Origin of the sequence: Brevibacillus migulae (assembly GCF_004521915.1) — a bacterium.
GTDB lineage: Bacteria > Bacillota > Bacilli > Brevibacillales > Brevibacillaceae > Brevibacillus_F > Brevibacillus_F migulae.
In genome coordinates this window covers 1-26,632 of the sequence record NZ_SDKD01000006.1, presented here as the reverse complement: position 1 = coordinate 26,632, position 26,632 = coordinate 1, and the positions used below count along the sequence as shown (strand labels likewise).

The 26,632-nt window shown below is 50.4% G+C and carries 33 protein-coding genes; 20 read left to right on the top strand and 13 right to left on the bottom strand.

The genetic code is table 11. The features are described from left to right. Nucleotides 1-26: 26 nt before the first annotated feature. Together larC and EIZ37_RS08440 are read right to left on the bottom strand one after the other, a co-directional pair. Nucleotides 27-926, bottom strand: coding sequence for a nickel pincer cofactor biosynthesis protein LarC (larC, locus tag EIZ37_RS08445; protein WP_134684156.1), 900 nt, complete (start codon nucleotides 924-926; stop codon nucleotides 27-29). A 30-nt stretch (nucleotides 927-956) separates the two neighbouring features. Then, nucleotides 957-2,156, bottom strand: coding sequence for an ornithine cyclodeaminase, nickel-pincer nucleotide-dependent (locus tag EIZ37_RS08440; RefSeq protein ID WP_134684155.1), 1,200 nt, complete (start codon nucleotides 2,154-2,156; stop codon nucleotides 957-959). 175 nt (nucleotides 2,157-2,331) lie between these two features. Here EIZ37_RS08440 and lipA point away from each other — a divergent pair, with 175 nt between their 5' ends. Then, complete coding sequence (gene lipA / locus EIZ37_RS08435; protein WP_134684154.1) at nucleotides 2,332-3,225, top strand: lipoyl synthase; 894 nt, start codon at nucleotides 2,332-2,334, stop codon at nucleotides 3,223-3,225. A 53-nt stretch (nucleotides 3,226-3,278) separates the two neighbouring features. Here lipA and EIZ37_RS08430 read toward each other — a convergent pair whose 3' ends face one another. Beyond that, nucleotides 3,279-4,409, bottom strand: a complete 1,131-nt coding sequence (locus tag EIZ37_RS08430) for a YhcN/YlaJ family sporulation lipoprotein (RefSeq protein ID WP_134684153.1) — start codon at nucleotides 4,407-4,409, stop codon at nucleotides 3,279-3,281. Between the two features lie 176 nt (nucleotides 4,410-4,585). Here EIZ37_RS08430 and EIZ37_RS08425 point away from each other — a divergent pair, with 176 nt between their 5' ends. Further along, a complete protein-coding gene (locus EIZ37_RS08425; RefSeq protein ID WP_235827935.1) occupies nucleotides 4,586-5,212 on the top strand; it encodes a YutD family protein in 627 nt (208 codons plus the stop codon). Nucleotides 5,213-5,294: 82 nt separating this feature from the next. On the opposite strand, the gene EIZ37_RS26220 is transcribed toward EIZ37_RS08425, so the two are convergent. The 3 genes from EIZ37_RS26220 to glpX all read right to left on the bottom strand — a co-directional run bounded on the left by EIZ37_RS26220 (nucleotide 5,295) and on the right by glpX (nucleotide 6,983). After that, a complete protein-coding gene (locus EIZ37_RS26220) occupies nucleotides 5,295-5,561 on the bottom strand; it encodes a hypothetical protein (RefSeq protein WP_205683810.1) in 267 nt (88 codons plus the stop codon). 169 nt (nucleotides 5,562-5,730) lie between these two features. Continuing rightward, nucleotides 5,731-6,000, bottom strand: a complete 270-nt coding sequence (locus EIZ37_RS08415; protein ID WP_134684151.1) for a DUF3055 domain-containing protein — start codon at nucleotides 5,998-6,000, stop codon at nucleotides 5,731-5,733. An 8-nt stretch (nucleotides 6,001-6,008) separates the two neighbouring features. After that, nucleotides 6,009-6,983, bottom strand: a complete 975-nt coding sequence (glpX, locus tag EIZ37_RS08410) for a class II fructose-bisphosphatase (protein WP_134684150.1) — start codon at nucleotides 6,981-6,983, stop codon at nucleotides 6,009-6,011. 147 nt (nucleotides 6,984-7,130) lie between these two features. Between glpX and EIZ37_RS08405 the strand changes: the two genes are divergently transcribed. The 6 genes from EIZ37_RS08405 to EIZ37_RS08380 all read left to right on the top strand — a co-directional run bounded on the left by EIZ37_RS08405 (nucleotide 7,131) and on the right by EIZ37_RS08380 (nucleotide 11,510). Next, nucleotides 7,131-8,474 (top strand): EAL domain-containing protein, encoded by a 1,344-nt coding sequence (locus tag EIZ37_RS08405; protein WP_134684149.1) that lies wholly within the window; start codon nucleotides 7,131-7,133, stop codon nucleotides 8,472-8,474. A 150-nt stretch (nucleotides 8,475-8,624) separates the two neighbouring features. Further along, nucleotides 8,625-8,750, top strand: coding sequence for an amino acid ABC transporter permease (locus EIZ37_RS08400; protein WP_134684148.1), 126 nt, complete (start codon nucleotides 8,625-8,627; stop codon nucleotides 8,748-8,750). Between the two features lie 13 nt (nucleotides 8,751-8,763). After that, complete coding sequence (locus EIZ37_RS08395) at nucleotides 8,764-9,198, top strand: DUF86 domain-containing protein (protein ID WP_134684147.1); 435 nt, start codon at nucleotides 8,764-8,766, stop codon at nucleotides 9,196-9,198. Between the two features lie 93 nt (nucleotides 9,199-9,291). Further along, entirely contained in the window at nucleotides 9,292-9,924 is a 633-nt protein-coding gene (locus EIZ37_RS08390; protein WP_134684146.1) for a helix-turn-helix transcriptional regulator, read from the top strand. A gap of 84 nt (nucleotides 9,925-10,008) precedes the next feature. Next, complete coding sequence (locus EIZ37_RS08385) at nucleotides 10,009-10,788, top strand: TIGR01457 family HAD-type hydrolase (protein WP_134684145.1); 780 nt, start codon at nucleotides 10,009-10,011, stop codon at nucleotides 10,786-10,788. Between the two features lie 128 nt (nucleotides 10,789-10,916). After that, nucleotides 10,917-11,510 carry a hypothetical protein gene (locus EIZ37_RS08380; protein WP_167568741.1) on the top strand — a complete coding sequence of 198 codons (594 nt, stop codon included), beginning with the start codon at nucleotides 10,917-10,919 and terminating at the stop codon, nucleotides 11,508-11,510. Between the two features lie 57 nt (nucleotides 11,511-11,567). Here the strand turns inward: EIZ37_RS08380 and EIZ37_RS08375 are convergent, their stop codons facing one another. Next, entirely contained in the window at nucleotides 11,568-12,107 is a 540-nt protein-coding gene (locus tag EIZ37_RS08375) for a phosphatidylglycerophosphatase A family protein (protein WP_134684143.1), read from the bottom strand. A gap of 120 nt (nucleotides 12,108-12,227) precedes the next feature. Between EIZ37_RS08375 and EIZ37_RS08370 the strand changes: the two genes are divergently transcribed. The 3 genes from EIZ37_RS08370 to EIZ37_RS08360 are packed head-to-tail and all read left to right on the top strand — an operon-like array spanning nucleotide 12,228 to nucleotide 15,167. After that, nucleotides 12,228-13,313 (top strand): protein kinase family protein, encoded by a 1,086-nt coding sequence (locus EIZ37_RS08370; RefSeq protein ID WP_235827924.1) that lies wholly within the window; start codon nucleotides 12,228-12,230, stop codon nucleotides 13,311-13,313. Beyond that, entirely contained in the window at nucleotides 13,270-14,229 is a 960-nt protein-coding gene (locus EIZ37_RS08365) for a 2-hydroxyacid dehydrogenase (protein WP_134684142.1), read from the top strand. Before EIZ37_RS08370 ends, EIZ37_RS08365 begins: the two co-directional genes overlap by 44 nt. Beyond that, entirely contained in the window at nucleotides 14,226-15,167 is a 942-nt protein-coding gene (locus EIZ37_RS08360; protein ID WP_134684141.1) for an alpha/beta hydrolase, read from the top strand. Before EIZ37_RS08365 ends, EIZ37_RS08360 begins: the two co-directional genes overlap by 4 nt. 19 nt (nucleotides 15,168-15,186) lie before the next feature. On the opposite strand, the gene EIZ37_RS08355 is transcribed toward EIZ37_RS08360, so the two are convergent. After that, complete coding sequence (locus tag EIZ37_RS08355; protein WP_134684140.1) at nucleotides 15,187-15,414, bottom strand: NifU family protein; 228 nt, start codon at nucleotides 15,412-15,414, stop codon at nucleotides 15,187-15,189. 272 nt (nucleotides 15,415-15,686) lie between these two features. Here EIZ37_RS08355 and cysK point away from each other — a divergent pair, with 272 nt between their 5' ends. From cysK to EIZ37_RS08335, 4 genes are all read left to right on the top strand, one after another. Continuing rightward, nucleotides 15,687-16,610, top strand: coding sequence for a cysteine synthase A (gene cysK / locus EIZ37_RS08350; RefSeq protein WP_134684139.1), 924 nt, complete (start codon nucleotides 15,687-15,689; stop codon nucleotides 16,608-16,610). A gap of 3 nt (nucleotides 16,611-16,613) precedes the next feature. Then, nucleotides 16,614-17,747, top strand: coding sequence for a bifunctional cystathionine gamma-lyase/homocysteine desulfhydrase (locus EIZ37_RS08345; RefSeq protein ID WP_134684138.1), 1,134 nt, complete (start codon nucleotides 16,614-16,616; stop codon nucleotides 17,745-17,747). Between the two features lie 48 nt (nucleotides 17,748-17,795). Next, nucleotides 17,796-18,131 (top strand): YuzD family protein, encoded by a 336-nt coding sequence (locus tag EIZ37_RS08340; RefSeq protein ID WP_134684137.1) that lies wholly within the window; start codon nucleotides 17,796-17,798, stop codon nucleotides 18,129-18,131. Nucleotides 18,132-18,806: 675 nt separating this feature from the next. After that, the gene (locus EIZ37_RS08335) at nucleotides 18,807-19,148 is read left to right on the top strand and encodes a hypothetical protein (protein ID WP_134684136.1); all 342 of its coding nucleotides are present in this window, start codon (nucleotides 18,807-18,809) and stop codon (nucleotides 19,146-19,148) included. Between the two features lie 60 nt (nucleotides 19,149-19,208). Here EIZ37_RS08335 and EIZ37_RS08330 read toward each other — a convergent pair whose 3' ends face one another. After that, nucleotides 19,209-19,754, bottom strand: coding sequence for a hypothetical protein (locus EIZ37_RS08330; RefSeq protein ID WP_134684135.1), 546 nt, complete (start codon nucleotides 19,752-19,754; stop codon nucleotides 19,209-19,211). A 175-nt stretch (nucleotides 19,755-19,929) separates the two neighbouring features. On the opposite strand from EIZ37_RS08330, the gene EIZ37_RS08325 reads away from it, so the two are divergent. Further along, nucleotides 19,930-20,475: a PadR family transcriptional regulator gene (locus EIZ37_RS08325; protein ID WP_167568739.1), complete on the top strand. Its 546-nt coding sequence runs from the start codon at nucleotides 19,930-19,932 to the stop codon at nucleotides 20,473-20,475. A gap of 55 nt (nucleotides 20,476-20,530) precedes the next feature. Here EIZ37_RS08325 and EIZ37_RS08320 read toward each other — a convergent pair whose 3' ends face one another. Further along, on the bottom strand, nucleotides 20,531-21,598 hold the full coding sequence (locus EIZ37_RS08320) for an NAD(P)/FAD-dependent oxidoreductase (protein WP_134684133.1): 1,068 nt from the start codon (nucleotides 21,596-21,598) through the stop codon (nucleotides 20,531-20,533). Nucleotides 21,599-21,759: 161 nt separating this feature from the next. On the opposite strand from EIZ37_RS08320, the gene EIZ37_RS08315 reads away from it, so the two are divergent. Further along, a complete protein-coding gene (locus EIZ37_RS08315; protein WP_134684132.1) occupies nucleotides 21,760-22,023 on the top strand; it encodes a DUF1450 domain-containing protein in 264 nt (87 codons plus the stop codon). 33 nt (nucleotides 22,024-22,056) lie between these two features. On the opposite strand, the gene EIZ37_RS08310 is transcribed toward EIZ37_RS08315, so the two are convergent. Continuing rightward, entirely contained in the window at nucleotides 22,057-23,196 is a 1,140-nt protein-coding gene (locus tag EIZ37_RS08310; protein WP_134684131.1) for a cation:proton antiporter, read from the bottom strand. Nucleotides 23,197-23,360: 164 nt separating this feature from the next. Continuing rightward, nucleotides 23,361-24,467 carry an aminofutalosine synthase MqnE gene (gene mqnE, locus EIZ37_RS08305; protein WP_134684130.1) on the bottom strand — a complete coding sequence of 369 codons (1,107 nt, stop codon included), beginning with the start codon at nucleotides 24,465-24,467 and terminating at the stop codon, nucleotides 23,361-23,363. A gap of 282 nt (nucleotides 24,468-24,749) precedes the next feature. Here mqnE and EIZ37_RS08300 point away from each other — a divergent pair, with 282 nt between their 5' ends. Together EIZ37_RS08300 and erpA are read left to right on the top strand one after the other, a co-directional pair. Continuing rightward, nucleotides 24,750-24,971, top strand: a complete 222-nt coding sequence (locus EIZ37_RS08300) for an aspartyl-phosphate phosphatase Spo0E family protein (protein WP_134684129.1) — start codon at nucleotides 24,750-24,752, stop codon at nucleotides 24,969-24,971. Nucleotides 24,972-25,124: 153 nt separating this feature from the next. Beyond that, entirely contained in the window at nucleotides 25,125-25,484 is a 360-nt protein-coding gene (gene erpA / locus EIZ37_RS08295) for an iron-sulfur cluster insertion protein ErpA (protein WP_134684128.1), read from the top strand. Between the two features lie 111 nt (nucleotides 25,485-25,595). Here erpA and EIZ37_RS08290 read toward each other — a convergent pair whose 3' ends face one another. Further along, on the bottom strand, nucleotides 25,596-26,114 hold the full coding sequence (locus EIZ37_RS08290) for a stalk domain-containing protein (protein ID WP_134684127.1): 519 nt from the start codon (nucleotides 26,112-26,114) through the stop codon (nucleotides 25,596-25,598). Nucleotides 26,115-26,388: 274 nt separating this feature from the next. Between EIZ37_RS08290 and EIZ37_RS25875 the strand changes: the two genes are divergently transcribed. After that, nucleotides 26,389-26,547 (top strand): hypothetical protein, encoded by a 159-nt coding sequence (locus EIZ37_RS25875; RefSeq protein WP_167568737.1) that lies wholly within the window; start codon nucleotides 26,389-26,391, stop codon nucleotides 26,545-26,547. Nucleotides 26,548-26,632 lie beyond the last annotated feature (85 nt).

The following is a 26,632-nucleotide window of genomic DNA, read 5'->3' as shown; positions in this document are numbered from 1 at the left end:
TTCTTTTTCTGTAGCTGACAGTTTTTTTACAGATTCCCAATCAATACACGCAATACATTGGGCTGATCAGGCAAATCACGGGTGCCTGCACCGTAGCCAATTGCCTCGACCGTCATGGATGGGACAGGACCAAATTGTTTCACCAGCGCTGCAGCGAGTCCAGCGCCTGTTGGAGTAGTCAGCTCCTTCATGACTTGCGTGCTGCGCAGAGGAATGCCTTTGAGCATTTCCAGCGTAGCGGGAGCCGGAACCGGATAGAGCCCGTGATCGCAGCGCACATATCCGTTTCCCGTAGGAACAGGACCGCTATAGAGCTGGTCAATCGAAAGCTCCTCCAAGGCCAGGGCGATGCCGACGATATCCACGATGGAATCAAGCGCTCCGACCTCATGAAAATGCACACGCTCGATCGGAATGTTGTGGATTTTCGCTTCTGCCTCCCCGATTTTCGCAAAAATCGCCAGGGCGCGGGCGGCCACGCGCGGATGGAAATCGGCTTCTTCAATCATCTGGACAATTTCCTTATACCCGCGGTGTTCGTGATGATGACCGTGATCGTGGTGGTGGTCGTGACCGTGGTGGTGGTCGTGACCGTGAGTATGGTCGTGATCGTGACCGTGATGGTGGCCATGACCGTGATGGTGGTCATGGTCGTGATGATGGTGGTGGTGATCATGACTGTGCCCGTGCTGGATCACTTTCAGCTGCACGGCGGCTTGCGGTGCAGAAGACTCTTCGATCACATCCAGCTTCAACGCTCGTACCCCCGTCTTCATGACGTCCCGCCACTCCAGGCGAAAAGAAGAGAGGGGGAGCTTGCGCAATTCGCTTTCAATCTTCTCCCAATTCGCCCCCGCATCCACCAAAGCCGCCAGGGTCATATCGCCACTGATTCCCGAAAAACAATCCAAATACGCGATTCTCATAACGTTTTCGTTCTCCCCTCCACAGCAGTTCTACAGTTCTTTTTCCAGCATGGCCAAAAAGAGACCGACATCGGTGACGATCCCCACTGTCTGTGAGGAACCGCGGTCCATCAGCTTGGTTACGACGGCTGGGTTAATGTCGACGCACACGGTCTTGATCCAGCTCGGCATCATATTGCCGGTTCCGATCGCATGAAGCATCGTCGACAGCATGATCACCATATCCGCATCCGCTACCTGCTCCGCATAGGCGGCTTGGGCCTCGATCAGATCCATCATGGTATCCGGCAAAGGGCCGTCATCCCGGATAGAGCCAGCCAGCACAAAGGGTACGCCATGCTTGACGCATTCGTACATGATGCCGCTGGTCAATGTCCCGTCCGCTACCGCTTTTGCAATCGATTCGGAGCGGTTGATCGCATTGATCGCACGCATATGGTTTTTATGCCCTCCACGGACGACGGATCCGGTATCCAGATTGACTCCCAAGGATGTGCCAAAAAGAGCGCGTTCAATATCGTGTACGGCCAAGGCGTTGCCTGAGAGCAGCGCGTTGACATAGCCTTTGCGGATCAAATTTTGAAAAGCTTCCTGCCCTCCTGTATGAATGACGACAGGACCTGCGACAAACACGATACGCCCTTTGCGCGCATGGATTTCCCGCATTTCTTCCGCCAGCTTTTTCACGATGACCTCTACCCGGCGTTCCGAGCTGACCTCATTGGACATGAAGGAAAATTCGTTGCCGGTCTCCGCTTCTTCGGGGAGAACCAGGCGAACCCCGCTGCTGCCGCAGATCACCTGATCATTTTTCTTGATATCCCGCAGCTTGACACAATGGACCTCGTCTCCTTTGATCACCAGACAAGCATCCATACGCTGATGCTTGGCCCGGACCCAGGCTCCATTTAGAAACACTTCCGTGGCATGATTGGTGGTGGAATAGAAATCATCCGGGACCACCTTATCCTTTTCTGCCAGCTTGACCGTGATCGTTTCATCGGCGCGGGGGATCACACACCCCAGATTGGTTAGCTCATTTAAGATCAGCTCGAGCTTTTCTTCAGGCAAATCAAGGGCAATTTTCGCGACAGACTCATCATCTACCTGATCGCCTACGGTTAGCTGCAAGACCTTATAGCGACCTTGATACTGCTCGACGGAGGCATCAATTTGTTTCAAAATATTATCGCGGATAATGTGTCCGCGCACTTCAATGATCTGTTCCAATCCCAAGCCCTCCTTGCGTGTTCATCGAGTCCTTTTCTACCACTACTATATAGGTTGTCCCATATCGTTCCAAGTAGTTACAGCGAATTGGATACTTATGCGGCTGAGGGTGGTTGCTCATCAGGGAAGCAATTGACTATAATAAGGGGCAGATGAAGCATTAAGGGGTGGCCGTATGATTCAGAGGAAACCAGAGTGGCTGAAAATCAACCTTGTATCAGGGGAAGAGCTGGCCAATTTCAGAGAATTAAAGAAAACGATGCGCACCAAGACGCTGCATACGGTCTGTGAAGAGGCGAAATGCCCGAATATCCATGAATGCTGGGCAAATCGTACGGCTACATTTATGATTTTAGGGGATATATGCACGCGTGCCTGCCGTTTTTGCGCGGTGAAGACAGGACTTCCAACCGAGCTTGACCTGGCAGAGCCGGAACGGGTTGCAGAAGCGGCTGTCGACATGGGATTGAAGCATGTCGTAGTGACCTCTGTTGCTCGCGATGACCTTGCAGATGGAGGAGCAGCCATCTTTGCCGAGACCATCAAAGCGATTCGTGCACGTTTACCGCTGACCACGGTGGAGGTGCTGATTCCCGATTTCCAGGGAAATTGGGATGCATTGAAAGTAGTCATGGATGCAAAGCCGGATGTGCTTAATCACAATATCGAAGCGGTTCGCCGCCTTTCGGATCGAGTCCGTGCCCGGGCGAAATACGACCGGACGCTTGAACTTCTGAAACGTGCCAAAGAAATGCAACCAACGATCCCGACGAAATCAAGCCTGATGATCGGTGTCGGGGAAACCTTTGAGGAAATTTTAGAAACGATGGACGATTTGCGTGCCGTCGATGTGAATATCATGACGATCGGTCAATATTTGCAGCCGACGAAAAAACATTTAGACGTACAAAAGTACTATCACCCGGATGAATTTGCCGCATTGAAAATCGAAGGCATGAGCCGTGGTTTCAGCCATGTTGAGTCAGGTCCGCTTGTCCGCAGCTCCTACCACGCGCACGAACAGGCCAATGCTGCAAAAGAAATGATCAGCGTAGCTGCCAACGAATAGCGAACGGAAAAAATCCCCTCAGACCGATTGAGCTGGTCGAGGGGATTTTGCGGTTAGCGGCTTGTCGTGCCTGTTCCTGTGGTCGAAGTGCGGGAACCGCTTGTACCCGTCATCGTACCAGTGGTACCCGTAGTGCCTCTCGTCCTAGTCGCTGATCCATCCGCTCCATACATTGGCTCTTCTCCATCAACCTCACCGCCAAAGCTGCGGATCAAAGAGTCAATGGAGCGTTGGTCCTGCGTGGTGTTGGCATTTACGTTGGAGGTGCGGCTGGCAATGCGGGACATTTCAGAGATCATCCGTTGGTTGTCGGTCACGTACACTTTATAATAACGTGGCGAAACCGACATGGCGTTCATGCGCGCTTTATTCTTCGTTGCTTTGGTATCTGTACCGCGAGTCATCAGACCGACAAAGATCTCTTCATCGGTAACCAGTACGGTTGATGTGCGGACGTTAGGGACGCTGGCAGTCACATTCCCGACCGCACGCGCAAGTGCATCACGGTCCACATACACCTGGTTCACCGCGTTCGATCTCAGATTCGTGCTGCTAATATTGGCATAGCCAATGTTGGAGACATTGTTAGCTCCAAGCGTGCCCATTCCGCGGTTGCGGTAGACTGACAACGGTCCGTAGTAGGTGTTGTTGCGGTTCCCGTTGCGGTCGCCATCGCCAAACACATTGAAGTTGTTGCGCAATCCGCCAAATCCTGCGTTGTTGCTGGTTGTACCGTAGTAACCATCGGTCCGGTCGGTACCGAAAGCGGTGTTATTCGCACCCGTGCCGTATCCGGTGGTATAGCCTGTACCGCCGTAGCCAGTAGTACCGCCTGTAGCTGTTGTACCACCGGTAGTACCATAGCCGGTACCCGCTCCGAATTGATTGGTTCGATTGGTTCCGGTATTCCAGCCAAAATGCGTGCCAGTATTACCCGCTGAGTAACCCGTGACACCGGGGGCGCCTGAAGTGGTTCCCGTGTAGTTGCCTACGAAACCGCGATTGGCATACCCTGCACCAGGACCACCGTAAGTGCCGTAACCGTTGCCGGCAATCGACTGGGTCCGCGTTGTCCCCGTATTGTTCCCATTGGTGTAGCCTGGTCCAGCAGCATTGTTGTTCCCGCAAGCTGTTGCCAACAGAGTGAAACCTGCAATTGCACTGTAAAGCCAACTTTTTTTCATGATTACACCCCCTGAGAGTAGAGTGCCCTTGACGAGGGGGCTGTTTTCGTGGGAAATTAAGTCGATCGTGTAGAGTGAATGGCAATAAAGGTGAACTATTTCTTGTCCATAAAATGTGGTAAGATGGGAAAAATGAATGGTTCGCGATGAAGGGGAGGAAATGCGCCTTGATCCGCATGCAAGCGAGTGCCTATGAGATCGTAGATGAATACCGCAATGGATGGAATCAGGAAGCGTTCAAAGAACGTTATAGCGATATATTGGATAAGTACGATTTTGTCGTAGGCGATTGGGGATATGGCCAACTGCGTCTGCGCGGCTTTTATGATAATGCCAATCGGCGAGTCCCGTTCGAACAAAGAATTGATTTTCTTGATGAATACCTCCATGAATTTTGCAACTTCGGCTGTCCTTACTTCGTACTGCGCAAGCTGAAGGGCGAGCAGCTGCCGCCAGGTATGGAATGGCCGGGGGATGATGAAACTCCGTCCGCTCGCGACCAGGAGCGGGTAGAGCGTCCTGATCGTTATATACGTACGGAACGTCCGGAAAGAAGACCGGCCCGTCCCAATCCGCGGCAGGATTCGTCAGGGGGAGCTTCCCGCTCCGGCCAATACCGCCAGGAGCGCGGGGACAGAGCGGCAAAACCAGGCCGTCAGGAGCAAAACAGCAACCGCAGCGATAAGCAAAAGACAGACCGCCCTTCCAAGGAAAAGCGGGGGGGAAACGGGGGGCAGTATCGCCCTAATCGGGAAAAGGTATCCAGCAATCCAGCCAACGGACCTAGAGAAAATCGGACCTGACAGCAGCAAAAGCTTCCGCCAGTGAATGGCAGAAGCTTTTGTTTTTTTATTGGGGATGGATGCCCCGGGAATCACGTGCTCCTTATACTTCCCCCGCTTCGTCTCCATATCCCTGCTCGCCAAAGACAGGGCGGTATCCATAGTAAGGGGAGTAGTAAGGCGGATAGTAAGGGGTTGGATAATATGGGTAGTAAGGGTAATAAGGGTAGTTATAAGGCGGCACTACGATAGGGAAAACGATGTTAGGACTGTCGAAACGGCGCCTGCGACGGCGACCCCATTGGACAGGAACAGCCTCCTCTTGCTGCTGATTTTCATGTTGTTGATTCTCTGGATAATAAGGTTGCATACTCTCGATCGCTCTCCTCGCTGTTGAAAAGTTGTTTTCGCCAGCAGTATACGCGGAAATAGAGGATGGGCGAATTGTCCAGTGTGAAATGGGCAGGCGCCTGTTTCGCTGCAAATAAAAACGCTTCCACCCTGTTGAAAAGGGGAAGCGTTTTACAAGAGAAAGGCCATTATACAACCGTGTATAAAAACGTGCGAAGCTCTTCCGCTTCTTCTTCCGACAGCTGGAAGGCATATTCCAGATAGCCTTCTTCGTTCAGATCATCATCGCCAAGGATAGCGCTGCGCCCATTTTGAATATTAATCACCAGCTTTTTTCCGTAAAAGCGATTGGTGGTGGTAATCGCCAGATCGAAGCGGGTAGCTGACCCCATAAAGCTGACAAAACGGGTATTCGTGTCCTCAGTCTCATCGTAAAGAAAAAAAAGCTCGTTACTCATTGAGATCTTTACCCCCAAACGAGATTTGGTTTATGCTCCAGATTGTGCAAAGCACGGATAAAACGAATGGTTTTGGTCTTGGCCCGCATGACGATGGAATGCGTCTCCGCCGTGTTCTCACCCAGGTAACGTACACCCTGCAAAAGCTCCCCGTCCGACACGCCGGTCGCAGCGAAGATGGCATCATCACCGCTGACCAAATCATTCAGGGTCAAGAGCTGTTCCGGATCGGCCAAGCCCATTTGCCTGCAGCGTTCGCGTTCGGCATCATTCTGAGGCTTCAGGCGAGCCTGCATGTCTCCGCCCAAGCATTTGATGGCTGCCGCACTGATGACTCCCTCTGGAGCACCGCCGATTCCGATAAACAGGTCGATCCCAGTCTGTGGCAGGCACGCAGCAATGGCCGCGCCAACATCTCCATCCCCAAACAGTTTTACGCGGGCACCTTTTTCGCGGATGGCCTCAATCAAAGCGTCATGCCGTTCACGCTCCTGGATAATCACCGTCACATCCTGGACGCGCTTCTGAGAAGCCTCGGCTATGCGATCAATGATGGTCTCGATCGGATCATCCAGATGGACTTTCCCGGCTACGCGAGGCCCTACCGCCATTTTCATCATATACATATCGGGTGCATGCAAAAGTGTCCCCTTGTCTCCGATGGCGAGAACAGACATGGCGTTGTTATGCCCTTTGGAGACAATCGTGGTCCCTTCAAGCGGATCCACCGCAACATCTACTTCCGGACTGTCTTCCGTCCCGTTTCCCAATGATTCGCCAATATACAGCATCGGTGCCTCGTCCAGCTCTCCTTCTCCGATGACAACCGTACCCCGCATGGCGATAGTGTCAAACATGGCCCGCATCGCACTGGTGGCAGCACCGTCCGCTTCGTTCTTTTTCCCGCGTCCCAACCATTGTGCGGATGCAAGCGCTGCGACCTCCGTCACGCGCACGACTTCCAATGCGAGTTCCCTCTCCATAGCCGAACCCCCTTGCGAACATTCAATATATCCTCACTCATTGTAACGTTATGTTGAACAAAGTCAATTCTCCTTCTTGATGGATCAAGATTTTTCTACTACTATTAGGCTAGGTAATAATATCCTGCCATTCGGCGGAGGGACGACATGTATCAGAAGACATACAAAGGCTGGGAACGATTCAGAACGTTTGCAAAAATGCTGGTTCCTTCCCATTACTTGCATCAGTTTCCGCCACACTTTATCATGCGGGATGTACTAGTCGAACAGGTCGAGAAGAGACTTGCACAAGGCAAGAGTTGTCTACTGCTGCTTTTTGATGTAAAAAGCTATGCGGAAATGAAATCGCTTTACCCTGCGCACGTCTTGCAGCAGATCGAAGAGACGATCATGGAGACGTTTTGCAGCATGCTCCCCGAGGAGTTCCCCTCCGGACATGTGCTAGCGATGCAAAAATATTATGATGATGATTACGTGGTGATTGTGAAGGATGATGGGCTGTCAGAGGGAGAGCTCTTGACCAGGCTTGATTTTTTCCGGGACAAGCTGGAAAAAGAGCTGCTCAAGCGGACACAGTCCTTCTTCGATTTTCCACTTGCTTTTCATACGGGTGGCGTGATGATTGCACCCGGTGAAGAAGCCTATGATGCGATATCGCATGCGCTTCAGGATGCTCGGGCAATTGCGAAAAAACATTTGCCGGCCAACATTGGATACATACGCGCACAGCTTCGGCAAATTATTGAGGATGAAGAAATCAGAGTGCTGGCACAGCCAATCGTGTCTTTGGAGTCAGGCGAGGTCATTGGCTGGGAGATGCTGACGAGAGGGCCAGTGGGGACCCCTTTTGCCATGCCGGACGAGCTTTTTCATTATGCCTATCAGACTGATATGCTGATTCATCTCGAGCTTTTGGTCGTGAAAAAAGCATTTCTGATTATCTCGCAAAAGAAAACAACTTCTCCTGTCTTTATAAATGTGACGGTGCCCAGCTTGAAAAATCCGTATTTCTATAAAATGGTGCACAAGCTGGTCGAACAGTTCCCCGAGATGGATCCCAAGCAGATCGTGTTCGAAATCACGGAGCGCCATGTGATTGAAGATGTCGGAGCATTCACCCAATCGTTGTCCGAGTTTCGCAAATCCGGATTTAAACTGGCGGTGGATGATACCGGCGCGGGATATGCAAGCTTGCATATGATTTCCGAATTGCTGCCCGACATCATCAAGATCGACCGGTCCATTATTCGTAATATTGACAGCCATGAGGTGAAAGATACCGTGCTGGAAGCATTGCTGATGGTTGCCAGAAAAATTGGCTGCAATGTGGTGGCGGAAGGGATCGAAACCGAAGAAGAAGCACGGGCATTGCTGGGGAAGAATGTCGACTATGGGCAAGGATTCTTCTTTTCCAAGCCGCTTGAGCCATTTACAGAACTGACCGAAAACTGGATTGCCAAGCAGAAGCAGAAATTGGTGCTGGAAAACTGACGGAGGGAAACAGGCTTTCGCCGTGTCATACGACGGCGAGAGCCTGTTTTTCTGTGCGGGGGGCGAGCCTGTCCCTGATCATGCAAGCTCCTTCGTGACAGCACGGACAAATTTGGTATACTGTTGGGGAGAAGTAAAGGAGTGAACCCGATGGGAAGCAATTCATACCTGCAAGAAAGTGAACTGGTGATACTCGTCCTCATCCTTACGTTTGTTGGCACGATTATTTACGCGAAGCGCGCATCAAAAAAGAAACAAAACAAGAACGATAAATAGGCAGGGATCAATCATGTATGATATCAATACAGCCCGTATCGAGGATAGGCTTACCCATATGGATCGGATGCTGACAGCACTGAGCCAATTGACGCTACAAAACGGACAGGGAATAACGGAAAAACCGATCGAATTATTGGCAATGGAAAGAGCTCTGCATACATGCATCGAGGCGATCGTGGATGTAGGGAATGATATGATTGATGGCTTTATCATGCGGGATCCGGGAAGCTATGCGGATGTCGTGGAGATTTTGCGCGACGAAAAAGTGCTTACGGATGTGCAAGCAAAGCAATTGACAGAGGTTGTCGAGTTTCGCAGGCAGTTGGTCAATGAATATACCAAAGTACCCGCAGCCGACATGGCCAAGCTTGTGGAGAAGTCTGTAGAAGTGCTTGGTCAATTTGCCCCGGCGGTGCGCAGCTATATTCAAAAAGAGGCGTTTTAATCCGCGAATGTATATTTTTGAAACAAAAACATTTCTTTAGTTTACTAAAGTGGTATTTTCATATACAATAGATAAATGAAGGGCGGTGAAACTATGTCGAACGATCATACGTCGACGCGTGACCAGATCCTGCACATGCTGAAGACAAAGGGATCTCTATCGGTCAGCGATATGGCTCTTGATTTGGGGATTACGGAAATGGCGGTACGACGCCATTTAAATACACTGGAGCGGGACAATCTGATTCAATCAACACTGGTTCGTCAGGCGATGGGGCGTCCAACCAACATCTACTCCTTGTCTGCGGAGGCAGATGAGCTGTTCCCGCGAAACTATTCACATTTCACCTTGGATTTCCTGCGAGACTTGCGCGACATCGATGGCACGGAGAAAGTGGAGATGCTGTTCCGCCGCCGCGAAGATCGACTCGAGGAAGCTTATCGCAAGCAAATCGCGGGGGAGCTGGAGGAGCGGGTCTCCAGTCTCGCGAAGCTGCAGGATGAAAAAGGCTACATGGTCGAATGGGAAAAGGATGAAGCCAGCGGGAACTATTATATCAAGGAATCCAATTGCCCGATTGCACAGGTAGCCCGTGAATTCAAGCATGCTTGCTCATGTGAGCTGTCTTTGTTTCGCAAGGTATTGAACGCAGAGGTAGAGCAGACCTCCTGCATGGCAAATGGCGGAGAAAAATGTGTATTTGAGATCAAACAAACCGCAAAATAATGGTATCGCCAATCAAGATCCACTCCGCGTACGAGTGGATTATTTTCGTGGGTCAATTATTTCCAAATGCAAAGGAAGATTACTGTGAAAACATACCGTGGATACCTGCTAGATCTGGATGGGACGATTTATCGCGGAAAAGAAGTGATTCCGGAAGCAGTCGCGTTTATTCGCGAGCTGCGAAAGGCGAATATCCCATTTCTGTACGTGACGAACAACTCCACGACCACGCCGGAGCTTGTGGCGCAAAGATTGAGTGACATGGGGATTGAGACAGCCGCGGATGAGGTGTATACGTCCAGCATGGGAGCAGCGGCCTATTTGCAGGAACGTTACCCTGCCGGAACGGATGTGTACACCATCGGGGAGGCCGGACTGCATGCCGCACTGGCCGAGATTGGTTGCAAACAAGTGGCTGAGGGGGCCAAGGTCGTCATTGCAGGGATGGACCGCGCGTTTACTTATGAGAAGCTGGCTGCGGCTGCAACGGCCATCCGCCATGGCGCCCAATTTATTGCGACGAATCGGGATCCTGCCCTGCCGACAGAACGAGGACTGATGCCAGGCAGCGGCTCTTTGATCGCGGCTATCGCGACGGCCAGCGGCGTGGAGCCGGTCGTGATCGGCAAGCCTGAACGGATCCTGGTCGATTACGCATTGGAACGTCTGGGTACCAGCAGGGAGGAAACCCTGATCGTAGGGGACAATCTGTTAACAGACATTGGGGCGGGGACTAACAGCGGCATAGACAGCTTGCTTGTCCTGACTGGCTATTCGCGGCAGGAGGATCTCGAGACCTCGAATTGGCAGCCGACCCATCTCGCTAAGGATCTGATGGAATGGTGGCAGAAATGTCAGGCATAAGTGCCGATCAACTCAACCGCTTGCGTGTTGGGTTTTTTCTTTTCTTGTCTCCCGACGATTCCGTAACGGAGATTGGTTTGCCTTCGTCCTAACATGGAAGACTAACGAAAAAATGGGAGGACATGCGAATGAGAAAGCTAGTTTCGTTATTGCTGCTCTTTCTTTTGATTGGTGCATGGAGCCTGTCAATGCCTTCTCGCACCTATGCTTGTTCGTGTGTTCAACTGCCGGACGTGCAAGAAGCTTTGGCCAAAGCAGAGGCTGTGTTTGCCGGCAAAGTCATCCAGATTAACGAACCGAAACCAAATGGCCAGGGCATTCTTTCCAGCAGCGATCCGGTCACTGTGACGTTTGAGGTAACCCAGACATGGAAGGGAGACACGCAGAAGCAGGTTCGTGTTCAGACAGCCTTGGATTCGGCTAGCTGCGGTTATGAATTTACGCTGAATGAGGCCTATGTGGTCTATACGTATAAAAATGAGCAAGGAGTGCTGGAAACCAACATATGCACGCGGACGAATACGCTGACGGCCGCGTCAGAGGACTTGGGGGTACTGGGAATTGGCAAGCAGCCGTCGGAAACTGCCCCGCCAGTAACCCCGCCGCCAGTAGAGGCAAGCCCGATTTTGACGGAGTGGTACACGTTTCCCTTTGTCTGGTGGCTACTGCTGGCTGCGCTCGGGATATTGATTGTTCTCTTGTTCAGGAAGAAGCGCGCGTAACTATAAAGGGTGAACAAAAAGGAGATACATCTGGTATCTCCTGAGCTGGCAACGGCTTTATTTGGCCGTGAGATTAAATTCCCTTTGCATCTGCAGTCGTTCTTCCGCTTCCCGGCGAACCCGGTGAGCGAGGCGGCTGGATGCCGCAGCGGCAATCGCGCCGACCAAATCATCGAGAAAGGTATGGACGCCATTGCGTTTGTCATTCAGCTTTTCGAGAATGCCGTGTTTCAGCTTGTCGACATACCCATAGTTGGTAAAGCCAATGCTGCCATATAAATTGACGATGGCGAAGGACATCACCTCGTCGATCCCGTACAAGGATTCATCGGATGCGATGATTTCCTGCAGCGGGGAAATCAGTTGGTTCTGTTCGGCCAGCATATCCAGCTGGATACCGGTGATGAGGGCATTTTGCACTTCCCTTTTTTGCAATACCGCATGCACGCTCTCTTCGCATCGATCCATCGTCAGTCCGGATATGTAGTTCTCCTGCAGAAAAAAGACGATTTCGGCGATATCCTGGATCCGCACCCCGCGTTGAGCAAGAAGCTGCAGTGCAGCGTTGTAGGTTTTTTGCGATTCGACAAATTGCATGAGGACCTCCCCCTTTTTGCTTATCGTGGCAATAGTATCTCCCTAACCACTAGGCACCTATCCCGCCCAATCGACATAGGATAGCGTAGCATGATGATTGGGCTGAAGGAGGAGTGCGCAGTGGAGGAGATCAGAGCGCTCGTAAAAGAGCACTATGGCCTGAAAGTATTGGAATGCAGGGAAATCGGCAGCCGAACCATGCTGGTAACAGATCGTGGCGTCCAGTATCTGTACAGCTGCCCAGCTGTCTATCGGTATAAAAAGAAATTCATGGAAAAAGTGCAAAAGCATCTGGGACAGCACTGCGAATATGGCTTGCTTCCTGTCACGAAAACCGTGGACGGACAGCGGTATGTTCTGCAGGATGACGAGATGTATTTTCTGCAGTTAGGCGTACGGGAAGCCGCTTTGCTTGAGCCAGCTTTTGAGATTGGTCAGGCATTGGCCAGATTCCACTTGGGCACGGCTGGATTTACCGGAGAACGGCTGTTTTATCCGTATCGCTCCCTGGGGAATTGGCCTTCCATGTGGAGAAAAAAGCTGCGCCAGTACAGCGGTTACCGGGATGAGATGGATGTGGGAGGGGGATTTACCCCTTTTGACGAATATTTGCTTACGACCTATACGTATGTGCATCACATCGGGGAGCTTTCCGTCCAATATTTGCTGGATAGCGGCTATCATCAGGTCGTAAAGGATACGGCCGATTTTGGAAAAATCGCGTACCAAAATTTTGATGAAGGCTATTTGCTTTTTGCGGATAACGGCACGCGTTATTTTGCGGGGGAATGGTCCTGGGTCATTGATATGCGGGCCCGTGATGTAGGACAATGGATCAAGACGGACGTACGCAAAAATGGTTGGAATGAGGAACGGATCGGGCAGTTTCTGGATGGCTACAACAGCGTTTCTGCCCTGTCCGGCGAAGAGTACGCGATCATTTACTCTCTCTTGCTTTATCCCGGTCGCTTCTTGAAAATTGTCGAGACCTATCGCGCGTTATCACCGGAAGAACGGGAAAGCATCGATTTCAGCGACTGGCGTGACATGCTCGACGAAGAATTGATCCAGATGGAAAGTGGGCTCCGCAACTACCCGGCATTTGTAGCAGCCAGATATGGAGCAGCGCTTCCCCCAATCGAATGGCTATGGAGGACTGCCGATGAAGAAACCGAACGTATTTATGACGAGAAGAGTAGCAGTTGAGATCATCTCCATGCTTGAAGAGGTAGCTGAGGTAGACGTATGGGAAGAAGAGAGCGCTGTGCCGCGTGACGTATTGGTGGAGAAGGCGAAAAAGGCAGATGCTCTCTTCACCATGCTGACGGAGAAGGTGGATGAAGAAGTGCTGGCGCATGCGAACCAGCTGCGTATCGTAGCGAACATGGCAGTGGGCTACGATAACATCGATGTGGCCGCCGCGAAAAAGAAGGGCGTGATCGTGACCAATACGCCTGATGTGCTGACGGAAGCCACAGCCGATCTCGTCTTTGCGCTGCTACTGGCAACCGGACGCCGCCTGATGGAAGCAAATCGTTTTTTGCACAACGGAGAATGGTCGACGTGGAACCCGTATTTAATGGCGGGTCAACGCTGTCACGGGGCAACTCTCGGGATCATTGGCATGGGCAGAATTGGAGAAGCGGTGGCAAAGCGGGCTAAGGGCTTTGATATGCCGATTCTCTATCACAACCGGCGCCGTCGCACGGAAGTGGAGGAGGCGCTGGATGCGCGCTATGCGGATTTGGACGAGTTGCTGCAGCAGGCGGATTATGTCGTCGTGTTGACCCCGTTGACCGCAGAAACACGCGGGCTGATTGGCGAGCGGGAATTGTCCTTGATGAAGGAGACGGCCGTCTTTATTAATGCCTCACGCGGCGGGACGGTCGATGAGCAGGCTTTGTATCGCGCATTGGTGGAGAAGCGGATCTGGGCGGCTGGCCTGGATGTCTTTCAAAAAGAGCCGGTCCCGATGGATCATCCGTTGTTGACTCTCCCCAATGTCGTAGCCTTGCCGCACATCGGGAGTGCGACCTATGAGACTCGCAACCGGATGGCACGGCTGGCTGCGGAAAATATTGTGGCAGTACTGACCGGAAAGGAGCCGTTGACACCCGTATGAACGGTTGGTGGTTGGCAAGTCTGATCCTGTTCATGCTGATCATGCTTGCGGTCGTCTCACTCACGGCGATCGCACTGTACGTCGGTTGGAAGCTGATGCATCCGCCGCGTAAACCGCTGAGCATGAAACCGGAGGATTTTGGGATACATACATATGAAGAGGTGAGCTTTCCGAGCCGCGATCCAGACATCCGATTGTCCGGCTGGTATCTATCGGCGGCGCAAAACGGGAGTGCCGCAAACGGCATTACGATGATTTTTTCGCACGGGTACAGCCAAAATCGGCTGGAGCCTCATTTGCCTGCGCTTTCACTGGCAAAACGTCTGCTGGCGGAAGGGTACGATATATTGATGTATGATTTCCGCAACTCGGGGTTATCGGAAGGCAAGATAACCACGGTCGGCTATTTGGAGCAGCGAGATTTGCTGGGAGCGATTGATTTTGTCAGCGAGACCTATCCCAGCCAGCAGATCGCGCTCATCGGCTTTTCAATGGGAGCGGTGACGTCCTTGCTTGCAGCGGGAGAAGACGAGCGGGTCCAGTTTGTCGTCGCGGATTCTCCGTATTATGCCCTGGATGAATATTTGCAGGAAAATCTCAGCACATGGACCGGGCTTCCCCGTTTTCCGTTCAACCAGCTGATGCTTAGCCTGCTGCCCTTTCTGGTAAAGGCTCAGCCAAGACACGTTGCTCCTTATCGGGCGGTGCAAAAAATGGGCAACCGGCCGATCCTGCTGATCCATGGGACGGGTGACCAAACCATCCCGCATGATCACAGCCGCAAGCTCGTTGCCGAGTCGCAGCATCCACTGACGGATTTGTGGCTGGTTCCGGAGGCTGGCCATGTCCGCAGCTATGCGAAAGAGCCGGATGCCTATGTCGAAAAAGTGCTCGCTTTTCTGCAGAAGGCAGCAAAAAACCCCCTCCAGCATCGGTAGGGGGTTTCAATGGCCGTTCTTAGAATACTTGTTGTACTTCTTGAATGCCAGGGATTTCTTCGATCAGCGCGCGCTCGATCCCAGCTTTCAAAGTGATCGTGGAGGAAGGGCAGCTGCCGCATGCGCCCATCAGACGCAATTTTACGATGCCATCTTCTACGTCAACCAGCTGTACGTCTCCGCCGTCGCGTTGCAAATAGGGACGAAGTTTATCTAGAACCTCTTGTACTTGTTCGAACACTTCCATGATTCATTCACTCCTTTCCATTCCTCCTCCTTATTATAATGCCCTGAACGGGAGAAATCCATGATTATGCTCACGATTTCAACACTTTCCACATTTTTTACTGTGTTGATAGTGAAAAACTGCTGTTACGGGTGGTGTCGTATTTTGTGAGTGTAGTCGGGTCATGTTCTTTTTTCTTGGTCATGCTATAATATAGCAGTTAACGATCGTGACCGACTCTTGACAAACGTCACGAGTCCCCACGCCCAATAGATGAAACGAGGGATCTGCAAGTGAAGGTTTATCGAAATATCAAGGAACTCATTGGCAACACTCCAATCGTCGAGCTTACCCAGTTCGAATTGCCAGAAGGTGTGCGACTTTTCGCCAAGCTGGAAACCTATAATCCAGGGGGAAGCGTCAAAGACCGTCTGGGGGTCGAACTGATTCGTGCAGCGGAAGAGAACGGACAGCTGAAACCAGGGGGAACCATCATCGAACCAACCGCCGGGAATACCGGAATTGGCGTTGCTTTGGCCGCAGTGGGGACCGGCTACCGCGTCATATTCTGCGTACCGGCAAAGTTTTCTGAAGAAAAACAGGAGCTGATGCGCGCATTAGGTGCAGAGGTTGTCAATACACCTACCGAGCAAGGAATTCGCGGCGCCATTGCCAAGGCGCAGGAGCTGGCTGCCTCGATTCCGAATTCTTTTGTTCCGCAGCAGTTCGCCAACCCGGCCAATCCGGACGCCCATTATAAAACAACAGGTCCGGAAATCTGGTCGCAAATGGACGGCAACATCGATGTGTTTGTCGCAGGAGCAGGTTCGGGCGGAACATTTATGGGGACGGCTCGTTATTTGAAGGAGCAAAAGCCTGAAATCAAAACAGTGATTGTCGAACCAGAGGGCTCGATCCTTAACGGTGGCGCACCAGGTCCGCATAAAACAGAAGGGATCGGGATGGAATTCTTGCCTGGGTTCATGGACCCAAGCTACTTCGATGCCATCCACACCATCCTGGATACCGAGGCTTTTGCCAGAGTGAAAGAATTGGCAGCGAAGGAAGGAATACTGGTTGGCAGCTCATCCGGAGCAGCATTGGAAGCAGCTTTGCGCGAGGCCAAACAAGCCAAGCCAGGCACCAACATCGTGACGATTTTCCCGGATAGCAGCGAACGTTATCTGAGCAAGAAAATATATCAGGGAGGGATTTGAGTTATGCGTTTGAAAACAAGATTGATTCACGGCGGCATTGATGGGGATCCGGCAACAGGAGCGGTATCAGTTCCGATTTATCAGGTCAGCACCTACAAGCAGGAAGCCATCGGCAAGCATAAAGGCTTCGAATACTCCCGTACCGGCAATCCGACTAGACACGCACTGGAGACGTACATTGCGGAGATCGAGGGCGGCGCACGCGGGCTGGCATTTGGCTCCGGCATGGCGGCATTGTCGACCATCCTTTCCATGTTTGACAAAGGCGATCATATCGTAGTGGGGGATGATGTTTACGGCGGTACATATCGTGTCGTCACACGCGTTTTCCTCCGTCAGGGCTTGGAAGCGACCTTTGTAGATACAAGTGATCTGGCAGCGGTAGAAGCGGCGATTCGCCCGGAAACGAAAGCAATCATCATGGAAACGCCAACGAATCCTTTGCTCAAGGTAAGCGATATCGCAGCACTGGCTAAGATCGCGAAGTCTAAGGGCGTTCTGCTCGCGGTAGACAATACCTTTATGACTCCTTACTGGCAAAATCCGCTTGATCTGGGTGCAGATATCGTATATCACAGTGCAACGAAGTACCTGGGCGGCCACAGCGACGTGGTGGCAGGCTTGGTCGTTACCAAGGATGCGCAGCTCGGAGAAGACCTCCACTTCCTGCAAAACGCGATCGGTGGCATTTTGGGACCACAGGATTCGTGGCTGCTTCTGCGGGGAATGAAAACGCTGGGGATCCGCATGGAGGAACACGAGGAAAATACCCGGACTTTAGCGAAATGGCTCTCCGAACGCAAAGACATCGAAAGGGTTATTTACCCAGGTTTGGAAAATCATCCCGGTCATGAACTGATCAAAAAGCAAGCGCGCGGCTTTGGAGGAATGATCTCCTTTGACGTGGGAAGCGCAGCAAGAGCGGAAGAAGTACTGGCCAAAGTAAAATGGTTCACACTTGCGGAATCGCTGGGTGCGGTGGAAAGCTTGATCAGTGTGCCGGCACGCATGACCCATGCATCGATTCCAGCGGAGCGTCGCGCTGAACTAGGGATAACCGACGGCTTGGTTCGCATTTCTGTCGGAATCGAAGACGTGCAGGATCTGATCGAAGACCTGGAACAGGCGCTCTCGTAATTCGCAACACTTTTTGCGCCGGATGGAATGGGAAGGGGATGTGTCAAAATGGCTGTTGAAATAAAAGTATACGGAACAGAGCAGCTTTGCGCGAGTTGTGTCAACCTCCCATCAGCGAAAGAAACGGCAGCTTGGCTTGAGGCAGCGCTATCACGCAAATACGGGAATCATGCAGCAATTGTCACTTATTCTGATTTCCAACATCCGCAGACAGAAGAAGACAAAAGCTGGGCCGAGCGGATTGTAAATGAAGATTTATGGTATCCGCTTGTCATAATTTCCGGGGAAATTGTCGGTGAAGGAAATCCGAAATTAAAAGATATTTACACGAAGCTGGAGGAACTTGGCGTACAGCCACTGGTGGCTCCGGAGGAACAAGCGTAAGCTACGGGTTTGAAGTAAGCTGTAGGGGAGGAAATGCCCCAGCAGCTTTTTTTTACGTTATCAAAGGGGCTTCAGTGGGGAGAGCACGTTTCGCAACTCCGCTTCATTCTTCGTCCTACTGAGAGGCAGATACTGTCCGCTCCGCAGTAAATCGCAGGGTTCCACAAAAGGGGAGCAGCCGCTACGCAGTCAGGGGTACGTTGAGGCCCTGTTTCCTGCGATTCACTGCTCCGCTAGGATGGGCTTAAGCAGGCGCTCCGTTGCGAAACAGGCTCTCCAGCGTAGCAGAGGCTATTTAATAAGTATAAAAGCTTGAAGAGAAGCCTTTTTCCATGTTTTTTTTCTTTTAATTGAGCGGCCTTATTCAGCAGCCACGTAAGGAAGGGAAGAGAGGGACGGGCGGAGTCTTTGTCACACCCGCTGAGGTGGAGCTGCCAAAAACGGTACAAGCTTGTCGCGCAACCTCTACGCATGAATCAGCTTCTTCGAAACTTTTGCGTGACGTACCGTTTTTGGCAGGGTAACCGGACAGTAAATACTCCTTTGCGGGTGTGGCAAGAACGCAGCCCCGCCCTCTCTTCCCTTCCCTCACCACAATGTTTGCGCAAAGTTCTACGCCCTTTTTCGCGCTCATATGCTAAAAGAAGACACTTCGGACAAGGGAGCGGTGGGAACATGGAGGAATTATTCGCGCGCTATCATGAGCTGAAGCAGCTGGAAAAGCAAATTGAAACAGAATTGGACAGCGTTCGCAAACAGATTTTGGAGTTATACCCAGGGCCTTATACGGTCGAAAGCGGAGCATACAAATGCACGATTTCCTATCAGGAGAGAAGAGAATACGATGATCAGCTGGTTTACAATGCTTTGCCTGACAGCAGCATATGGCGATTGATGTCCAAAACGGATACCACAAAAATCAACAGCTTGCTAAAATTGGATGTGATCAATGAAGCGCTGCTGAACGGTACATACTCCATCAAACAAATTCCTTATATCCGGGTACAGAAAGTGTAGAAATTGTGTGGAGAATGATCAAAAGGAGCAGACGAGTTATTGTGCTGCTCCTTTTTTCGATTACGATCCTGCCTTTTGCAAGGAAGGATTGCTTTTGCCTTTTCTCTTTCCCCAGGGCTTGAGGATCGAAATGACGATGACATAAATGAGCATGGACGTCTGAATGATGGAAAGAACAACAAGCATTTGGCGGTCTTGCAGATAGACAGGATTTTGCAATGCCTGAAGACGCTGATCAAATGACAATTCAATCGTACTTCTTACATAGATGTTTAATACGCTCCCGAGGATTAGAGTGAGAAGAGTTATAATTTCTTTGTTGATGATCCAGTAAAATTTAAAAAATCCCCATTGTGTCTTCATGGACAACATGATCCCCGTAATCGTGACCCCCAATAATCCGGGAATAATCAAGGCGATATCAACGGTATGCATGAGCGAGTGCGACACATACAGGACGTCTCCGTTGCTGGTATTCAAAATGGTCAGCAGCAAGACCCATTGGCAGAAGCTTCCCCCTACAAATAAAACAGTTGTTATCAGGTGCAGGATGACTAACCAGTTGCGTTGGGCGCGCGTCACGCTTTTTTTCGTGGACTCTGTCATAACAATCCTCCTTGCAGACTTTATCTAAGACAATAATAGTATGTTGCATACTAGTTTGCGACGGACTGAGGACGAATAAAGCGCTCCGCCCCGAGACGGAAGTACGCAGCCCAGCCACCTTCATTTATGGTAAAATGTTGCAGGGACGACTTGAAAATATGTGGGGGATACAACTGTGTCATATATAGAGGTGCTTGTGCTGGGGCTGCTGCGGGAAGGGTTCCGGTATGGACATGAAATCGATAAGATCATCGAAAAACGACATATCCGTCTGTGGACAAAGGCAACTCGCGCAAGTATTTATCAAACATTGACCCGCCTTACGAAAAAGGGTTGGGTGGAGACGAAAAAAGAGAAAATCGGGAAAATGCCGGAACGAACCGTCTACCAACTGACCGATCAAGGAGAAGCTGCTCTGTCCCGGATGGTTCGTGAAGGCCTGGAACAGTCGGACTTGCCCAATTTCGAGTATGCGGTTCAACTCATGTTTATGGGGGTATTGCCGGACAAGCAGGCACTAGCGGGGATTGCCCAAAGACGTGAATCGTTTCGCTCCTTGCTAGAACGGCTTCCTCCCGTTGAAAATTATGATCATGAACAAGAAAATTTGATCAGGAGAGCCCTTTTGCGCTTTCTGCGATCTTACACGGAATTGGAGCTGGACTGGCTGGAATGGGTAAGCGAGGAGATGAGGAAGAAAGCGGAGCGTACGAAAGGCTAAAAAACAAGAAAACGACCTGAAGCTCGGATAAAAGCTCAGGTCGTTGCTGGTTGTGTCAGCCCAAATGCTTCTTATACATCCACAGTACGCCGCTCTTCATGATGCGAGGCATTTGCCCCACCAGCGACATTTTCCCCATGGAGAAAAATCCTTCCTTTTTGCCGAGAGATCCCAGCATGCCTTTCAGCTTGATCGGAGGCAGCTTGGCCGGATACTCTTCCCCGCGTGTATCGCATTTCAGCAGCATTGCGATCTGTTCCCCTTGCACCTCGGCAAGCTGAGCGCTCGGTGCAAATGGCAAACTGACGCAGTCCCCGACGATATACACGTTCGTATGGCTTGGAATCTGATAGTATTCATTCACCACCACGCGTCCCATGCCGTCGTGCTCAACAGGCAGCTCACGCACGATCCGATTGGCTTGAATCCCTGCTGTCCAGACGATTACATCGCTTTCGACCGGAGCATCATGATTGTACAGCACGCCTTCTTCCACTCGTGTGACACAAGCATGGGAAACAAGCTCTACATCATGCTGGATAAACCATTGGGAAGCATATTCCTGCAGTTTTTTAGGGAAAGGACTGAGAATGCTTGGTCCGCGGTCAATCAGGCGAATGTTCAGATCCGGGCGGCTTTCCCGCAGCTCGGAGGCCAGTTCGACACCGCTTAATCCGCCGCCGACTACCGATACTTGTCCGTAGGCAGGCAGGTTGTTCAACGCGGCATAAGCAAGGCGTGTTGACTGCATGGTTTGAATCGAGTGGGTGTACAGGTCGGCCCCTGGAATGCCGTGATAGCGATCCTCACAGCCGAGTCCGACTACCATCCAAGTGTAGGGGAGAGTCTCTCCGTTTGCAAAATGGATGGTGCGTTCATCAAGATCAATACGTTCTACTTCTCCATGTTTCACATTCAATCGAGGATGATTTGGATACGCTACCCGCACCATGCTCTCAGGTTCCGTTCCTGCAGCAAGCGCGTAGTATTCCGTTTTCAGACCATGAAACGGCATCCGATCCACAAGTGTAATCTCTACACTGTCCGGCAAATCTGCAGCAAGCAGCTTCTCTGCAATCCGCAATCCACCATAACCGCCGCCAAGGATGACAATTTGGTTCATAGCAGGTCGATTCCTTTCTGTCGTTCGAATATTACACACAAATAAATATACCCATTCTATTTTTAGTCCGACTGCGCCAAAAATGCAAGCAGAATCTTTTCCCGGTTCATTCCTGCTGGATTTTTGCAGAGAACGAGGTACAATATGAAAAGGTGATAAAAATGAAAGCGTTAGTTGAATTTTGCTCAAGTAATGTATCGTCCTATACAAAGCCCGTTGTCGATGCCTTGGAAAACGATCCGGAAATCGATGTGGACGTGATGGAGTATGGTTGTTTGGGACATTGTGGAGAATGCTACATGCAGCCCTTCGCTTTGGTGAACGGTGACTATGTAGGGGCTGAAGATCACGAAGAATTACTGGTGAAAATCAAGCAGAAGCTCCGTGAAGATGAAGAAAACTGGGAGAAGGACTTTCCGTTCTGAGAGAAAGTCCTTCTTTTTTTCGTGGGTAGGCATTTATAATTGCTTCGCCTCTGCAAAAATTCGTTTGAGCAACGGAGGGGTCACGATTGTTGTGACGAGGACGACAACCACCGAGACGGTAAACATCCAGGGCTCAAGCAGATTGGATTGCAGTCCGATCGATGCCATGATCAAGGCAACCTCCCCGCGGGAAACCATCCCTGTTCCGATCCCGAGGGAGGACCGTGTCGAAAAGCCAGCCAGCTTGGCACCGATTCCAGAGCCGATCAGCTTCGTGGCAATCGCTACAAGCGACAGCACCAAGGCGACGACCCAGTATTGTCCGATGCCGCTCAAATCCGCAGTTACTCCAATGCTTGTGAAGAAAACAGGGACAAAGAACGAATAGCTGATGGTTTCGACCTTTTCAAAGACCTCATGCCTTTCCTTGGTCAGACTGATGGCGACCCCAGCCATATACGCGCCAATAATGGTGGCAACCCCTGCGAGCTCAGATACATAGGCGAAAAGAAAGCAGAGGATCAAACCGGCGGTAACCGTTGTTTCACTAGTACGCAAATTACTCAAATATTTCATAAGCCATGGAACCAGTTTCCAGGAAGCGAGAATCGCCCCTGCGAAAAACAATACTTTTTTCAGCAGCACGGCACCAAATGTCGCATCTGCGCTGCCTGCCAAACTCATCACGAACGCAAGCAGCAGGACGACGACCACGTCATCAATAATGGCTGCCCCCAGGATGGTCGTTCCTTCCGGCGATTTCAACCGGTTCATTTCCCGCAGGCTCTGTACAGAGATGCTGACACTGGTCGCTGAGAGGAGCAGGCCGAGAAAAATGGCTGGATAGAAGGACAGCCCGAGCCATTGGCCCATCATGTATCCCCCGATAAAAGGGAGGAGGATCCCGCCAAGGCCGACAAAGACCGATGCTTTTGCATTGGAACGTAATTCATCAAGGTCTGTTTCCAAGCCGGCAAGAAACATCAGGAGAATAACCCCGATTTCACTGATTTCATGTAAGACCTCTTGATCGGTAATCAACCCTAAGACAGAGGGACCAAGCACGATACCAATCAGCAGCTTTCCAAGGACAGCGGGCTGTCCCAGCCGCATGCTGATATCTCCCGCCACTTTGCTGGCCAGTAGAATAAGGGCGATCTCAAAGATTAGCATATTCTTTCCTCCCTTGCTTATTTTGAGCAAAAAAAAGGAACCTCACTCGGAAATCATTCCCAACGGTATACGAACGACTTGAAACAAAGTTTCATCAGGTGAAAATACAAAAAGCCTTCCTAAGATTAGGAAGGCTTCAATCGTTATGAACGAAGAGAAAACTCTTATTCGTATTCTTTCACGACATTGTAGAACGTATCGCGTTCGATGGCTTTCTTGCCAGCACCTTGAATGAGCCATACCAGCTCTTCGACAGTCAGCGATTGCTGGGTGAGGGCACCTACCGCATGGCTGATACGCTCTTCAATCAACGTACCATGCACATCGGAAGCACCCATGGTCAGCGAAACTTGTGTCAATTGGGTACCGATATTGATGAAGTAAGCCTTGATATGCTGCACGTTGTCCATCATCAAGCGGCTGATCGCGATCGTTTTCAAATCGTCAATGGCAGATGTACGGCGCTTGATGCCTGCCGTTACACTTTTTGGCTGCATCGCCAGTGGAATGAACACTTGGAAGCCGTTTGTCTCGTCCTGCAGACGGCGAACACGGTCCATATGGATCAGGCGCTCTTCCATGCTTTCGATCGAACCGTACAGCATGGTGGAGTGGGTGCGCATACCTAACTGATGTGCTACACGGTGAGCTTCCAGCCAATCATCCGTGCTAGCTTTTTCTGGGCTCATTTTTTCACGGTAACGCTCGGTCAGGATTTCCGCCCCTCCGCCAGTCAAGCTTTCTACCCCGGCTTTCTTCAATTCTTCAATGACTTCGCGGAAGGAAAGACCGGAAATGCGGGAGAAGAATTCAATTTCAGCACCGGTATAAGCTTTGATGGTCACATTTGGGTAAGCTTCTTTCAAAATACGCACGTTTTCTACGTAATAATCAAAGCTTTCATGCTGGTTGTGGCCGCCGACAATGTGAAACTCACGGATGCCCTCATGGAAACGACTGCTCACATAGTGCAGCAATTCGTCCTTGTTCATCGTATAAGCGCCGTCTTCACCGAGGTCCCTGCGGAAACCACAGAAACGACAGTTGGCTTCACAGACGTTCGTTGGATTAATGTATAGGTTTTGAATAAAATAAACATTGTCGCCATTTTTGCGTTGATTGACGAGATTCGCCAGCTGTCCGATCGTCATCAAATCGTGAGAAGCATACAAGGCGAGGCCATCTTCAATGCTCAAACGTTCACCATGAATTACTTTTTCAGCTACTTGCTGCAAGGATTTGTCTTGCGAAGGTAAAGTTAAAATTGACACAATACTACCGTCCTTTCATATCAAGATCATTCTTGGGCTTGGCAAAGATGTAAGAGCGAGTGCGCAAAAAGCCCACCACGGTCAAGCGAAGCATATTCATTATAAAACTGTTTCGCTCCCGTAACAATATAAGAAGTTTTACAGGGCTTTCGTCATATCTTTACAAAAAAATACATTATTTGATATGTCATTCGTTCTAGGAAAATATGTTTGCTAATTACATTTTGTTCCTGTACAATGATAGGCAATAAGGCTTGACTCATCTATTTGGAGGAGATAGAAGTGCGTGACGATTTGTTGGAAAAAATTGAACTCCTTCGACTGCAGATGGTGAAAACCGGATTGGAATACGGTCTGGATCATCCGGACGTGTTGGCATACAGCAAGATGATCGATGAGCTACACAATGAATTGATGGAGTTGGATTTCACCCTAGCCAAGACAGGGCGAAAAAAGAAACCATATCGTTTTTATATATTGGAGAACACAGCGAATTTTGCCTAAAAGGCGAGGGTCGCTGTTATTTTTTTTCGTACAACATGTGGAAGTGTCGGTCAATTGTCGGAAACCTTGTTGCAGGATCGATTTCTTTAGTATACTGATAAGGAAGAGGCAAATAGCAGCTTCGATTTCAGGAAGAGCAAGGGAGGGATACGGATGATCACACTTACCGAAAATGCGAGCCGCAAAGTAAAAGAAATGCTGCAGGCTGAAAACAATCCAAACATGTTTCTGCGCGTAGGCGTTCGTCCAGGCGGATGCAGCGGTTTCACGTATGGCATGGGTTGGGATCAGGAAATCAAAGAAGGCGATCAAACCTTCTTCCAAAACGACATCCGGATCGTTGTCGATAAAGATAGCTACGAATACATCGATGGTACTGAAATTGATTATAAGGAGTCCATGATGGGCGGCGGATTCTCCATCCACAATCCGAATGCAGTGGCAAGCTGCGGCTGCGGATCCTCTTTCCGCACGGCAAAAGCCGAAGGAAAAGCGGAGAAATGCGACGATTAATAGCCGCGCAAGAGCGTGAGCCTTCACACGAATCCAATCGTGCTGAGGGCTCTTTTTCATGAAAAAACGCCTCTGGACAAGGAGGCGTTTTCCAATCGTAGATTTGAAAGATTAAAATAATTGCTTCACTTCACCGGTATTCGGATTTACCGTGTACCAGCCGTGGGTTTTGATAAAGCTGTCGCCTGTCTGGAAGTTGCTGACGATTTTCTCGTAAACATGGATCACGTAGTTTCCTCTTTCATCGTCGTGATCGTATTCCACGACATAATGGGGGAGGAACGTATGGCCGTAATTTCGCTTCACCTGATTTACCGCTTCCAATTTGGAGTACATTTTGACGCTCGGAAACTTGCCGATGTACAGAGAAGCGCTGTTCGGATCGTAAATCACATTGTTGCCGAGATTTTCAACCAGAAAGCGAAGCGGTACATAGGTAGTGTTCTTATAAATGAAGCCCTGCTGTCCGTTCGGCGGTGATTTGGGGATGCCGTTAAAATAATAGGTGAGCGGCGGATTGTTGGTTTCCACCTCGATCATGGTCGTGGTAGATGCATAAGCAATGCCGGAAAAACATAAAGAACCGATAATGAGTCCACCTAAAAAAGATTTGCCGTCCCATTTTTTCATTGTTAACCTCACTATTTTACTCAAGGATTGCTTTTATTATGACAAGAATCTTTGTTTTCTGGCAATAATCCCCAGGTAGTAGGCTTTTCCGACTAGATTCGGGAAAAAGTGCCTACATCTCTGAGGACATGGTCGTATTCTGTTGAATGCTGGATAGACCGTTGGGAGCAGAGGGGGATGTGGAGGGACCGTTTATTTGGCTAGGAAAAGATGGTAATCTAGGAGTGGAAGAATAGAGCGGATTCACATGAAGGCTGGAAGGGGGCGATGAGACATGTCCGGGTTGGAATGGGTAGCAGCAGCGGTATTCGCCATCTTGCTGATATCAAGCATGCAAGTGGTATTGAGACAGCTCGACAAGCAAGGGAAGAAACAAGAGGAGATCATTGCACTGATGAAAGAAATACGGGATGAGCTGAAAAAGAATCGATAATGTGCACACAAAAAGAAACGACGTTCATTCGTCGTTTCTTTTCCATGTACGCCCAGCATGGGCGTCATCTCTAGGGTGAGAGTCC

What these genes read in the sequence shown, in the direction of transcription:
- larC (WP_134684156.1), bottom strand. Translation starts at nt 926, where the DNA reads ATGAGAATCGCGTATTTGGATTGTTTTTCGGGAATCAGTGGCGATATG.
- lipA (WP_134684154.1), top strand. Translation starts at nt 2,332, where the DNA reads ATGATTCAGAGGAAACCAGAGTGGCTGAAAATCAACCTTGTATCAGGG.
- EIZ37_RS08430 (WP_134684153.1), bottom strand. Translation starts at nt 4,409, where the DNA reads ATGAAAAAAAGTTGGCTTTACAGTGCAATTGCAGGTTTCACTCTGTTG.
- EIZ37_RS08425 (WP_235827935.1), top strand. Translation starts at nt 4,586, where the DNA reads ATGCAAGCGAGTGCCTATGAGATCGTAGATGAATACCGCAATGGATGG.
- EIZ37_RS26220 (WP_205683810.1), bottom strand. Translation starts at nt 5,561, where the DNA reads ATGCAACCTTATTATCCAGAGAATCAACAACATGAAAATCAGCAGCAA.
- EIZ37_RS08415 (WP_134684151.1), bottom strand. Translation starts at nt 6,000, where the DNA reads ATGAGTAACGAGCTTTTTTTTCTTTACGATGAGACTGAGGACACGAAT.
- glpX (WP_134684150.1), bottom strand. Translation starts at nt 6,983, where the DNA reads ATGGAGAGGGAACTCGCATTGGAAGTCGTGCGCGTGACGGAGGTCGCA.
- EIZ37_RS08405 (WP_134684149.1), top strand. Translation starts at nt 7,131, where the DNA reads ATGTATCAGAAGACATACAAAGGCTGGGAACGATTCAGAACGTTTGCA.
- EIZ37_RS08400 (WP_134684148.1), top strand. Translation starts at nt 8,625, where the DNA reads ATGGGAAGCAATTCATACCTGCAAGAAAGTGAACTGGTGATACTCGTC.
- EIZ37_RS08395 (WP_134684147.1), top strand. Translation starts at nt 8,764, where the DNA reads ATGTATGATATCAATACAGCCCGTATCGAGGATAGGCTTACCCATATG.
- EIZ37_RS08390 (WP_134684146.1), top strand. Translation starts at nt 9,292, where the DNA reads ATGTCGAACGATCATACGTCGACGCGTGACCAGATCCTGCACATGCTG.
- EIZ37_RS08380 (WP_167568741.1), top strand. Translation starts at nt 10,917, where the DNA reads ATGAGAAAGCTAGTTTCGTTATTGCTGCTCTTTCTTTTGATTGGTGCA.
- EIZ37_RS08375 (WP_134684143.1), bottom strand. Translation starts at nt 12,107, where the DNA reads ATGCAATTTGTCGAATCGCAAAAAACCTACAACGCTGCACTGCAGCTT.
- EIZ37_RS08365 (WP_134684142.1), top strand. Translation starts at nt 13,270, where the DNA reads ATGAAGAAACCGAACGTATTTATGACGAGAAGAGTAGCAGTTGAGATC.
- EIZ37_RS08360 (WP_134684141.1), top strand. Translation starts at nt 14,226, where the DNA reads ATGAACGGTTGGTGGTTGGCAAGTCTGATCCTGTTCATGCTGATCATG.
- EIZ37_RS08355 (WP_134684140.1), bottom strand. Translation starts at nt 15,414, where the DNA reads ATGGAAGTGTTCGAACAAGTACAAGAGGTTCTAGATAAACTTCGTCCC.
- EIZ37_RS08345 (WP_134684138.1), top strand. Translation starts at nt 16,614, where the DNA reads ATGCGTTTGAAAACAAGATTGATTCACGGCGGCATTGATGGGGATCCG.
- EIZ37_RS08340 (WP_134684137.1), top strand. Translation starts at nt 17,796, where the DNA reads ATGGCTGTTGAAATAAAAGTATACGGAACAGAGCAGCTTTGCGCGAGT.
- EIZ37_RS08335 (WP_134684136.1), top strand. Translation starts at nt 18,807, where the DNA reads ATGGAGGAATTATTCGCGCGCTATCATGAGCTGAAGCAGCTGGAAAAG.
- EIZ37_RS08330 (WP_134684135.1), bottom strand. Translation starts at nt 19,754, where the DNA reads ATGACAGAGTCCACGAAAAAAAGCGTGACGCGCGCCCAACGCAACTGG.
- EIZ37_RS08320 (WP_134684133.1), bottom strand. Translation starts at nt 21,598, where the DNA reads ATGAACCAAATTGTCATCCTTGGCGGCGGTTATGGTGGATTGCGGATT.
- EIZ37_RS08315 (WP_134684132.1), top strand. Translation starts at nt 21,760, where the DNA reads ATGAAAGCGTTAGTTGAATTTTGCTCAAGTAATGTATCGTCCTATACA.
- EIZ37_RS08310 (WP_134684131.1), bottom strand. Translation starts at nt 23,196, where the DNA reads ATGCTAATCTTTGAGATCGCCCTTATTCTACTGGCCAGCAAAGTGGCG.
- erpA (WP_134684128.1), top strand. Translation starts at nt 25,125, where the DNA reads ATGATCACACTTACCGAAAATGCGAGCCGCAAAGTAAAAGAAATGCTG.
- EIZ37_RS08290 (WP_134684127.1), bottom strand. Translation starts at nt 26,114, where the DNA reads ATGAAAAAATGGGACGGCAAATCTTTTTTAGGTGGACTCATTATCGGT.
- EIZ37_RS25875 (WP_167568737.1), top strand. Translation starts at nt 26,389, where the DNA reads ATGTCCGGGTTGGAATGGGTAGCAGCAGCGGTATTCGCCATCTTGCTG.